This is a genomic window from Yoonia sediminilitoris (assembly GCF_003058085.1).
GTDB lineage: Bacteria > Pseudomonadota > Alphaproteobacteria > Rhodobacterales > Rhodobacteraceae > Yoonia > Yoonia sediminilitoris.
The window spans coordinates 88337-99459 of record NZ_QBUD01000015.1 but is presented as its reverse complement, the minus strand read 5'-3'; the positions used below and the strand labels follow the sequence as shown (position 1 = coordinate 99459).

General features: G+C 52.6%; 9 protein-coding genes and 1 pseudogene. 6 read left to right on the top strand and 4 right to left on the bottom strand.

The window, feature by feature from the left end:
• The first annotated feature begins 335 nt into the window (after nucleotides 1-335).
• The 3 genes from C8N45_RS19930 (at nucleotide 336) to C8N45_RS19920 (ending at nucleotide 2187) form a co-directional block, all read left to right on the top strand.
• The gene (locus C8N45_RS19930; protein ID WP_245882774.1) at nucleotides 336-650 is read left to right on the top strand and encodes a hypothetical protein; all 315 of its coding nucleotides are present in this window, start codon (nucleotides 336-338) and stop codon (nucleotides 648-650) included.
• 85 nt (nucleotides 651-735) lie between these two features.
• Entirely contained in the window at nucleotides 736-1302 is a 567-nt protein-coding gene (locus tag C8N45_RS19925; RefSeq protein ID WP_108388266.1) for a hypothetical protein, read from the top strand.
• 264 nt (nucleotides 1303-1566) lie between these two features.
• Nucleotides 1567-2187: an FMN-dependent NADH-azoreductase gene (locus C8N45_RS19920; protein ID WP_108388264.1), complete on the top strand. Its 621-nt coding sequence runs from the start codon at nucleotides 1567-1569 to the stop codon at nucleotides 2185-2187.
• A gap of 30 nt (nucleotides 2188-2217) precedes the next feature.
• On the opposite strand, the gene C8N45_RS19915 is transcribed toward C8N45_RS19920, so the two are convergent.
• Nucleotides 2218-2772, bottom strand: a complete 555-nt coding sequence (locus tag C8N45_RS19915) for a hypothetical protein (RefSeq protein WP_108388262.1) — start codon at nucleotides 2770-2772, stop codon at nucleotides 2218-2220.
• Nucleotides 2769-3632, bottom strand: coding sequence for a DNA methyltransferase family protein (locus C8N45_RS23040; RefSeq protein WP_133176022.1), 864 nt, complete (start codon nucleotides 3630-3632; stop codon nucleotides 2769-2771). The genes C8N45_RS19915 and C8N45_RS23040 overlap by 4 nt, the downstream gene beginning before the upstream one ends.
• A gap of 672 nt (nucleotides 3633-4304) precedes the next feature.
• Here C8N45_RS23040 and C8N45_RS19905 point away from each other — a divergent pair.
• Nucleotides 4305-5069, top strand: a complete 765-nt coding sequence (locus C8N45_RS19905) for an SGNH/GDSL hydrolase family protein (RefSeq protein ID WP_108388258.1) — start codon at nucleotides 4305-4307, stop codon at nucleotides 5067-5069.
• A gap of 230 nt (nucleotides 5070-5299) precedes the next feature.
• Here C8N45_RS19905 and C8N45_RS19900 read toward each other — a convergent pair whose 3' ends face one another.
• Entirely contained in the window at nucleotides 5300-6376 is a 1077-nt protein-coding gene (locus C8N45_RS19900) for an alcohol dehydrogenase catalytic domain-containing protein (RefSeq protein WP_245882773.1), read from the bottom strand.
• Nucleotides 6377-6969: 593 nt separating this feature from the next.
• Between C8N45_RS19900 and C8N45_RS19895 the strand changes: the two genes are divergently transcribed.
• Nucleotides 6970-9687, top strand: a complete 2718-nt coding sequence (locus C8N45_RS19895; protein WP_108388254.1) for an EAL domain-containing protein — start codon at nucleotides 6970-6972, stop codon at nucleotides 9685-9687.
• 303 nt (nucleotides 9688-9990) lie between these two features.
• On the opposite strand, the pseudogene C8N45_RS19890 reads toward C8N45_RS19895, so the two are convergent.
• Nucleotides 9991-10167 (bottom strand): annotated as a pseudogene (locus C8N45_RS19890) (IS110 family RNA-guided transposase); the annotation flags it as partial.
• 476 nt (nucleotides 10168-10643) lie between these two features.
• Here C8N45_RS19890 and C8N45_RS19885 point away from each other — a divergent pair.
• Nucleotides 10644-10925: a hypothetical protein gene (locus C8N45_RS19885; RefSeq protein ID WP_133176021.1), complete on the top strand. Its 282-nt coding sequence runs from the start codon at nucleotides 10644-10646 to the stop codon at nucleotides 10923-10925.
• Nucleotides 10926-11123 lie beyond the last annotated feature (198 nt).

The window sequence follows — 11123 nt, the reverse complement described above, 5'->3', positions numbered from 1 at the left end:
TTGGCCGTGTAAAACGTCCGCGTCCGGTACTTCATCGTAAACACTCCATCTTTCCAAAAAGATTAAAGTGTTGCGTCGACCCATTGAAACCGCCCTTAAAAAGTGGACATCAGGCGCGCTTTCTTTAGCTTTGCTAAAATATCTCTAGGCTGTTAAATTACCCCAGTCGATGACGTGATCACCGACCGGGGCAGAACCGTTTGAAAAGCTCTTGGGAGAACCACTCACGGACACTCAAGGAGCAGAAAAAGGTTCTTCCAAGTTGCCTTAATTGTCAATATGATAATTTTGGCAGCTTGGCGCTCCTCTTAGTTTTCTGGATGGCGACAATTTTGATGAACAAATCACTGGGGAAGCTTTCGGTACTTTTCGAACTGCGCAGCATGCTGCGTGAAATGGAGCATGAAGTCGGGCTTGATACGTTAACTTCCATGGAAATGGACGTGTTTCTAGCGGCACATGCTTTATCGGGATCGGCTGGAGAGGTCGTTTCGTCTGACGAGATCCGGAAACATGACTTAACCGCAGGGATCGCGCAGGCATCCTACCACAGGGCGTTGCGTTCCTTATTAACCCTTGGCTTGCTCGAAAAAGCAGAAGGTTATAAATCGAAGCACTATTTGGTCCGCGATGACCTTGCTGGGAGTTAGAGAGCATTCTTGATCGTGTAATTTGAACGCCGGTCTGGTGTGAAAGTGCAGAAATCTCGACACCATCAGCGAATAGGCCCCGTCCATGAATTTCTTGATTATCGTATTCGTGTATGTCGTGTGTCATGGATTGACGGCACTGGTTGTTACTCCGATCCAGAGCGTTTTTTTGCCAGAAGTGACTGTATTTGCTAGTCTCATGTATCTGCCCCATGGTGTCAGGGTCCTTGCGACTTGGGCATATGGCTGGAAGGCGATACCCGCGCTTATGGTAGGTTCAAGCCTATCTGCTTGGCTGTTCAGCCCGTCCGAAGATTTGAATTTCCTTGAACCAGCTCTGATAGAGAGCCTTCTTGTCGGGGCAGCCTCCGCATTTATTGCCTTCGAGTTCGCGCGTTTTGCCGGTTACAATTTGTATTTCGGCGGCTCAGTGAAACTCCGGTGGAAGGGTGTGATTGCAGTGGGTGCTCTTGCGTCTCTTATCAACTCACTCGGCCAAACCCTCGTCTTCTCCGATCTGATTGATTGGGAAGTGATCATCAGGGTATCGGCCGTCTATGCGGCCGGGGACTTGATCGGTCTTATCGTGTGCATGTTTGTGCTGATGTTCGTATTTCGATGGAGTAGGGTCTTCAGGGCCCTGCGAAACTGAAGCAGGAAATACCAAGAGTTACGGGACTTGCAGCAACCTAGTCTGACAATGTGACTGTTCCGACCACGGGTGATAGAAGGAGCACTTCGGCCCGAAACGGCTGCTTCTGTCTACCAAAGCGAGGGCCGGCCTCGGGTCCACGACAGAGACTCGGCATTCAAAAAGTTCTGGAAAACACAACTGCGGCATGCGCTATTGTCAGAAAGCGACGAAGCTTGGTCCCAGTGTACAAACCCAGAAATTCATTCACGTAAGGAAGAAATCATGTCTAAAATACTGAACGTTCAATCCAGCCCGGACTTAGCCAACTCAGCTTCGCGGGCGGTCTCCAAGGCATTTATCGACAGGTATCAGGCGGCGATGCCCAACACGACTGTCGACAATCTGGATCTCGTGGCGACGCCACCCACGCATTTTGGCCCGTCTCACTTGCGCGCGTTCTTCGCCACTGGTGACGAAGCTGAACCAGAGAACCAGGCTACTCTGGCGGCCTCGGATACCTATGTGTCGCAATTAATCGGGGCAGATATCGTCGTGCTGGGAACTCCAATGCACAATTACAGCGTTGCATCGACCATGAAATCTTGGATTGACAACATCTTACGCGTTGGGAAGACGTTTCAGTATTCGGAGACCGGACCGGTCGGTCTTTTATCTGGCAAGAAGGTGGTCATAGTCGTAGGAAGCGGCGGGATATATTCGGAGGGTCCGGCGAGCGCGTTCGAGCATTGCGGGAATTACCTGCGCGATATCTTTACGGTTATCGGTCTGACCGACACTACCATCCTGCGTGCGGAAGGTTTGGCTTTTGGCCCTGAGGCCGCCGCTCAGGGTCTTGCAAAGGGCATCGCGGATGCACAAAGTTTGGCTGATCAGCTAGGTTAGAAAGTTCTGGCGCGGCTTGAGAAGCACCGGCTATTCCAATTTGTTGCCTTTGGTGAGTGGATTCCGGCCCTCGTCGCCGTGCTGCGTGCGACGGTGAGCAGAGCACTCATTGTACCTGCGCCCCAGGAAAGCGAGACCTTCAAGCACCGCTTCGGGGATCGGCGGTTGGGCGTGGTAATCAGCGGATCGCAGGGCAACATCAATGTATGGACAGTCCGGTGAGACGAAAGCCGTCAAACCGAGGCTGGTGGGATCGAGACGTTTGCGCTGCCGTGCGTCATTGCCGCCGTCGCTATCCTCGCCTCCTGCCGCGCCGTGCTCGTCGTCATCATCCATGCTTGGAAGTGTTTCTTGGATTTCCGGCGCGTCGTTCTTGGGCAGGGCCGCTGTCGAGCCCTCGGCGGGGGTCAAATAACCGATCAGGTAAAAGCTGGATGGGCGGGTTGAGGTGATGACCTTTAAGTTTGACATGTGATCATCTTGGTAAGCCGGGCGCGTGTCGGGGCCAACGACATCCATGCGGAACGCGTCGAGGATGTCATCGCGCACTTGGGCAGAGGTTTTGGTGCTGGCTGCGTCGCTCATATAAGCGTTCCTTGTTGATCAAGCTGCAAAGCCGATGGTTTCATTTTGTCGTTCTGTGGGGCTTTGACCTCTTCAGCCGCGCGTGCGCGGTTAAGCTCCAACAGACGGGCCAACACTTTGTCGCGGAACCACGCGGGCCAGTGGTAGCGCTCTTCATAGGCAAACTCTGGTTCATCTGTGCGGTGCAGGAAGCGCGGAGCTGCGCCATCTTCGGAGGTGTCCTGCGCCATGTCCGCAAGGTCGTCCCACCCATAGGCACGGAGGACAGCTTCGTCCAATTCGGCATGAAGGCGGCGGAGTTCGACTATGTCCGGTTTGCGGTCTAGAGGGTTGTGGAGGCGATTATATATTTTAGTGAGGCCAACTTTTTGTTCCGTAGCCAACTTGCGGCGCGAAGCTTCATAAGTCTCGCCGATGGATCTCAAGCTCGTCAAGTCAGGTGGAAAAGGAAACGTTTGAAAGCAATCATTTATGCTGTAACGAGACCGATCCTCAAGTGTCGCACCAAACACTAGGGTCCAGATTTCATGAACTCTGGATATAAGCAATGGTGCCAGATCACTTTTCTCTGATGCCCAAACTACCAGAGTTTGATCAAACACTTTCTCTGTGGTGGCGCGGGTGAAACAAGAGAAATGAGAGCTTGTTAGCGATCTCACTACAGCGTTATCTGTCAATCGAAGAGCAGAATAAAGACCGGGCCAGTTTTCACAATAAATCCACCACCTTTCGCGATTTGCTTCTCGCTTCTGGACATCGCGCTCAGGCTTGACCAACTCCCGAACAATTTCGAGAAGGTCCGGCCAATCTGCGGCAACTGGTTCAGGATAGTCTCCTGGAACAATACCTACCCGCAGCATTTCACGTTGCTTTGCGTCGGAGGCCTCTCCCCAAGACTTTAACGAAGCGTCCCGCCTCAAAGGGAAATCTGAGCCACTCCCCAATGTTTGGACAGTTTTCCGCGTAGATTAAGCTACTCTTTGGACCTGCTGATCGGGGTTTGTTGTTTCATTTCGCTGCCAGTAGATCACAGCGGCAGGAGCGGCAGGAGCGGCAGGCAGGTGAAGCATAGCCGGGTGCAGTTTCGGAACAAACCGACAATAGGGAGGACGATGAGGTGTAATTCCCGTGTAATTCTGCGCCAGATGTACCAGCTTTGTTCAGATTAGAACAGAACAGAAAAAATCTAGAAACTGCAGGAAAACCAACAAAATCAAATATTCCCAATCAATCCAGTACGCCTCGCCAAGGCCGATCAGAAAATTGAAAATCCTCGTGTCGGTGCTTCGATTCCGCCCTTTGACACCACTTTTTCAAACATATACAATAGCTTAGCCGTCGCACAGTTTTTACTTCCTGCGTTGCGCACTCATCGCAGAGTTTTTCGTGTGTTGGTGGGCTGATTTACTGTGTTGAACACAGTGTTTGGATTCGCTGTGGCAACGCATTAAATGGAACACAGTGTTTGCCCCACGGTAACTTCAATACAGCAACCGGACTTACTCTTGGCCGGCATTAGAGGAGCGCGAGCTATGAGGAGACAATTGTTCCATAGGTTCGCTGGCAGTCTTGCGGCATTCTTCTTTCTGTTGGGTGTCGTTCCGGGCGCAGCACAAACAACGCGGTCGTCAGCAGACCCCCAGACATGGGACTACGTCGTTCTGGGCAACTCCATCGGGACGCTATGGTTTGAGCACTACGGCGCCATGATCGAGTCCGATCAATCCGTCAAAGTCATCTATCACAATCATTACGTTCCGCTTCAGAAGGTTTCAGCACTTCTGGCAAATGTGACCGGCGAACCAGACCTCCGAAACGAAATTGCAGATGCGGATATAATAACTATTGGAATTGGTTTTGCGGACATGAGATGGGCAATAACTATGTGGGGATCAGAAAGGAGAAATCCTGATAGCGAAGGAATGAATGAGGCAATACGAGAGTTTTGCCTTACTTATGATAGCCTGTTGGCTGAGGTTGTTTCGCTGGCGGGTCCGACTGTGATCATAGAGGCCATGGATGTCTACTTCCCGTACGTTCGCAGCCACAAAGACAGAGGAATATACGAAAGCACAAAGCAGGACTGGGCGCGGTTCAACGAGTGTATCATGGCTGCCGGGCGGCGCCACCGGGTCCCTGTGGCTCAAGTTCATGAGGCGTTCAATGGTCCACTTGGTGACGATGATCCTGCTGAAAAAGGCTACCTCGACTTTGATGGCAAACACTCCAGTGAAGAGGGAATGCAGGCGATCGCTGAACAGTTCCGAAGCCTTGGATATGAACGCCTTTTACGATAGACACTGATGATGCTCCCTTTCCATTACCGCGCAAGCACAACGCTCGCCAATGAAGGACAAGCTGCGTAACCTTGATGCCCTGCGAACCTTTCGATGGAAATCCTCGGTCATGTGCAAGGCAGTGCCGCGCCGAACGGCAGCTTTGAGCCCATATCTGCTCAATCGCCGCCATATCGCGAAGGTGCGCATCTGCCGGCCTTTGTATGCTCGCATGCCGGCTCAATGCACCTTCAGAGTGCAAGAAGTACCTTACCATCCTTTTGTGAGAACGCGGATGGCAGAAGCGACATTGCGTCCTGAAGTGCGACCGTCTCGCTGACATTGGTTTGCCAGCGTCCATCTATGAAGCGAGCCTGAACGTCTGCAATGACTTTGGCGACTTCTTCAGGAGCGGTGTTCAAAAACCAACTCGTGAGCCAGAAACCTTTGATTTGTTTGTTGGCTACAATGAATTGCTCGGGGTCATTCAAGACAGGGAGCGAGATGGCCAATCGGCCATATATTACCCAAATTGAGTGGTTGGGCATGGCAAAGAAAATGTCTGATGACACTTGATCTGCGATTGCGTCAAGTAACACCCGGGGTTTGTACCGCAGTGACACAGACCGAAAACGCTCTGCAAACTCTGCGTCTTCACTGACAAGGACCTCTAGCGCCCCAAGGTCCTTCAATTGTTGAGCAAGTGCCGGTCGGCGCACGATGGCGATACAGGGGCAGCCTTTTTCCCGCGCGAGCGGAATAAGGAATTTAACCAATTGTGACCCGGCACCGGTCGCAACAAAGCTCTTTGCGCCGCTTTCGCGAGCTATTTCACACATCACTGCGGCAGAAATCGGATTGATGATAAGGCCAGCCGCATCTTCATCCCGCAATTCGTCGCGAAGCGGGATCAGTTGGGCAATATTGGCAAGGGCGTACTCCGCCCAGGTGCCGCTTGTCGGGCTGGCAAAGCTGACACGTTGGCCCACGAGCGGAGTGTCTCCTGCAACCACAGTTCCGGTTCCTTCAAACCCCGCCGCGACCCCTTTGACGCGCGGCATTCCATAGTAACCCCTTATGAACGCGACATCGGCATGGTTAACTGCGGCACGTGATACGCGAATTAGCGCTTGACCTGGTCCATGTTGGGGCACTGAAAGCTGACGAAGCTCGACACAGTCGGAGAAGTCTTCGAGTCCGGTGGCGCGACCGGTCGCATCGAAGCCATCATGAAGTAGGACAAGGCCCTGCATGTTTTTAGGGATCACCATGACGTGCGTTATCGTGCGGCTGGTATGGTGTTGCAAGAGAGAACCATCAAAAGGCATTTCATGTCTAGACACCCCCTATTGAGCGCACATGTCACAGCAAGGCGTCCTGCCGGTGCAAATCAGCTTGGAACGCTCTGTGCTCAACTGCCCCTAGCTGACATTCGCGCAGACGCAGTAAAAGCTCATTTTGTCCCGCGACTCGGACATAGAAGCATTTTTCGCTACCGTCCGCTCCTTTGAGAAACAGCCATTCATGTTCAGGGTTTCGAAGATTTTGTCCTGAGCGTCGGCGCTACGCCACTCACCAGTCATCTGAGCAAAACAGTCAGATGACCGAGGCGAGCCCATTTCAAACAATGCTGCGCTTTGCCAAAACGGCGACCCTCGCGTAAGTCCGTCTGGAAATAGGGGAAGTCAGTACCCCATAAGATTTGTGCGGCAAAGCAGGTTGATATCAGAGAGACCAAGCGTGTCGATTGCGCGCCGAGCCAAAGACGGCTCGTCAACTTGACAAAGCCGAATGGACAGAGCCGACCGGACACCTGCTTCCTTGGCACAACGCCACAGGAGCACCTCTGCTTCACTCAAACCGCATATTAATAACTACCCGCTATTTCAAACACCGTTCGGTTTTTTGAATCAGGGTCGCAATGGAAATTTTGGACGTGATTTGGGTTTTGTTGTGCGGCTTCATGGTGCTGGACATGCAGGCTGGTTTCTTGTGTCTGGAAACAGGCTTGTCACGTGCCAAGAGCGCATCCAATGTCGCACTCAAAAACGTCAGCGATATTTGCGTTACCACCTTGGCCTTCTGGGGTGTTGGCTTCGGCCTGATGTTTGGAAACAGCTATCACGGGCTGTTCGGAACATCTCTCTTTGTGCCAGGCGGACACTCCACGATCTTTGACGCGGCACCTTTTCTTTTCTTCCAGATGGCCTTCGCAACGACAGTCGTCACAATTGTGTCTGGTGCCGTGGCCGAGCGGGCAACATTCCTGTCATATCTTTTGGTAAGCGCTGCGACCGCTGGTCTTATCTATCCGATTACTGGCCATGCGATTTGGGGTGGGATCTGGTCTGGTGGACAAGAAGGCTGGCTTCAGGCCATGGGATTTATCGATTTTGCAGGAGCCAGTGTAGTGCACTCGGTTGGTGGCTGGGTGGCCCTTGTTTACTGCGTTTCTTTAGGCCCGAGGCGTGGCAGGTTCGGCAAGAAATACCGCCGCTTTGAATCTAGTTCGATTGCTGTAGCCTCTCTTGGAGTAATCTTTCTATGGATTGGCTGGGCTGGTTTCAATGCAGGCTCAGCACTCGCGATTGATGCTGCCATCGGACCAATTATAGTGCGTACAATGCTTGGAGCTGCCGCAGGTGGCGGGACCGCGCTTGTGTTGTCGTATGCAATATTTGGGTTTGCATCGGCCAATCTGACGTTAAACGGCGTGATTGCCGGCCTTGTGGCGGGCACCGCTGGACTTAATCATTTCACCGGCTTGGATGCGATCCTTGTGGGGGCACTCGGTTCCATCGCTATGGTGATCGCGAGTTTCCTGATGAGAGCGGCGAAAATCGACGATGTTGTTGATGCGGTTCCCGTTCACTTGGCACCAGGGATACTTGGCTCACTCACTGTCCCGTTCTTTGTCAGCTCATCCGACTTACCCGCCGGGACGGTTTCTGCCCAGTTGCAGGTCCAGTCGATCGGTGTGGCCGCAGTAGCGCTGTGGACCATATCCATGGCTTTGCTCACAATCTATCTGGTGAACCGGATTACACCAATTCGCGTCAGTCCCCGTCAGGAAGTTATTGGTTTAGATGCGTCGGAACACAGTATCGGAAACGCTTTTCTGGATCTGATTGAGGAGATGAAACGCCATCAGAAAACGGGCAGCTTCAACTCAAGGGTTTTCGTCGAAAGATCAACCGAAGTCGGCATGCTGGCGCACCGCTATAACAAGGTCTTGGACCGTGTCGAAAAGGAAATTTCCGCGCGGATAGACGCAATGCAACGCGAAAAGGGAATGCGGAAGTTAGCCGAAGAATCGTACACGGCCATGTTGGCCGCCCAGAAGGAAAGTGCGCGATCAGCTCGTGAAGACCGATTGACCAAGTTGGGGAACCGGCTGCTACTGGATGAGTTTGTTCAGGCCGACGAAAAACGCCCGGCGGGACATCTCGTTGTTGTTGCAATCGATCTTGATCGCTTCAAGGGGATCAACGACAGACACGGCCATGATGCGGGAGACGCTGTGCTTGTTGCGACCGCAAAAAGAATACGAGACGTCCTGCGGCCTGGTCGGGATTTTGCCTTCCGTATCGGTGGAGACGAATTCATTCTGCTGATCGACTATTCGGATTGTTCAGGAAGCCCATCCGAATTCTGTCAGGATTTGTGTATGCAACTGACAGCGCGTGTGACTTACAGGCACCTGCAGTTGGAACCGGGTGCGAGCATCGGGATTGCAGTGTGTCACGAGCAAGACACTTCACTGACAAGAATGCTAAAGCAAGCCGATATGGCGCTTTATCAAGCAAAAACCGCTGGTCGGGGACGCGTCGTCGCTTATACAGATCAACTTGGCGAGAGCTATTCAAGCCACGTGAATGAGCTCGAACTGTTCCGCAACGCGCTGTCAAAAAACGAAATTATTGCGTTTGCACAAACCCAGGTCGACGCCAAGACTAAACAGATAACAGGTTGCGAAATTCTTGCGCGGTGGAGACATCCACATCGTGGCATCATCTCTCCAGATCAGTTCATCCCATTGGCCGAAGAATTGAACCTGGTTGCAGAGTTGGACCAAATAATCCTTGGTCAGGCCATTGACCTTGATGCGAAGCTCTTAGCCGTTGGCAAGCCGCTTGGTTCCATATCGGTTAATGTGTCCGCCAGCAGGCTGGCAAGCCCCACTTTGTTGACAGAACTCCAGGCCCGGCAGGATTTACCAGACGGCCTGGTGTTTGAGATACTGGAAACCGCTCATCTGGATACGTTGGATGTCGACGTTGCCCAGACCGTGTCTGACATCAAGGACCTCGGCATTCGGATCGAGATTGACGATTTTGGTACAGGCCATGCTTCACTGGCAAGCATATTGGCGCTTGAGCCTCATGCACTAAAGATCGACGGTATGTTCGTTCCAGGTATAGATACACAACCTGAACGTGCCGAATTGATGCGATCTTTAATCAGTGTTGCAGAGCAGTTTGGCGCAGAAACGGTCGTCGAAGGCGTGGAAACACTTGAAGAGGCGGAGGTCCTGGCCCAACTAGGAGCGGACAAGCTGCAGGGCTACGCCTTCTCTCGGCCAATGAGTATCCAGAGTTTAGTCGAACAAATGTCTGGTTTGAAGACCTTCGGCACCTAGCAGCGGTATCTCGCATTGAAATCGACGGTTTCTAACCGATCCTTGAAAGCGGTCATTGGCGCAGTTGCAGCGAATTCACTGTTTTCCGCATGTGAGACATCCAACGCTTGCGTAGCGATGGTCCGGTCTCTTCGCAGTCTTGTTGATGCCATCGGGCATCGCTACACGCATATGTCGGATTGGTCATGAAGAGCCTCGCTTTGAGACGCGCTTCAAATTGCGCAGCAGACATTTTCGGCTTCATTCATGAACTCCGTCCGGTGAGGGACGACCCCGTCAGAATTGGGTGGCCCGCGTTTCAGGTCATGCCATGCCCTCCACCGGTCCCTGACGGAATTCTGTGCCATCAATCCACATGCAGTGCAGCAGAGCGGCAAGCTTTCGTGCCACTGCGACCACAGCACGGCGAGGGCCTTTGGCGCGGATCAACCGCATGACCCAGCTTTTGATCTGTGATCCCGCCATCATGCGCATCAGCAAGCCCGCAAATCATCAGCAACCTGCTTACGCTTCAGCCCGCTGGTCAGTGCGATGCGTCCTTACGAAATTCGTCCGTCCGTTTCAGTCCCATAGTAAGTCTCCTTTGTTGCAGTAAATGCTATCAAAGGAGCGGCATCAAACCGCGACAGGTCCAATATCGGTGCACGCTTCCATGTGCCGATCTGGGTAAGATGATCGTATCCTCAGAGAAACCGTTTGGTGCATCGACAGCAACCGATCCGTCTGGATTGACATGGATGGCCACGCGAGATTTCCGACCATCGGCATAGGTCACCTCATACGGGATGCGATCTTTGCCATATGACAGTACAAAATGCGCTGCGGACCACTTCAGTGAGGGGCGAGGATCATTCAACCGAGGTACAAAATACGGATTTGCCGCCCCTCGTCCGAGTGATGCAAAGGCTTTGTGCCTCTGGTTCACTACACATACTTTCAAAGAAATGGAGGAAAAAATGAAAAAGATTCTCGTCACAACTTTCGCCACTGTTATCGGTCTGTCGGGTATGGCGCTCGCCGGAGAACCGCAAGGTCAAGCATCCGGACAGGGCTGCTTCAACACCACAGCCGGAGATCAGGATAATCCCGGCAAACTGTTTCAAGCATTCAAAAACGGGGAAGGCCCCGCCGCCTTTGAAGGACTCAATCCAAAGGAAATAGCGGAGCTTGCCATTGACATTCCATCGGGCAAAGTTTCCGACATCATCAAGTTGGTGTGCGACAACACTCCGAGCTGAGGCGATTGGCATTCGATGTAATCGACTTGGCACGGCCAAGGCTTGAGCAAGAGCCCCCTTTGGGGGGCTCTTTGTCTGCTTACAGCGTTTCGCGAAACGCTTTAGCGATCAGCGCGATCGTGATGTGTTCTCAATCTGATGTCACCGAGGAAAGTTGTGGGTCACCTGTATGATTGTGGTAGCGAAACGCTGTAATGG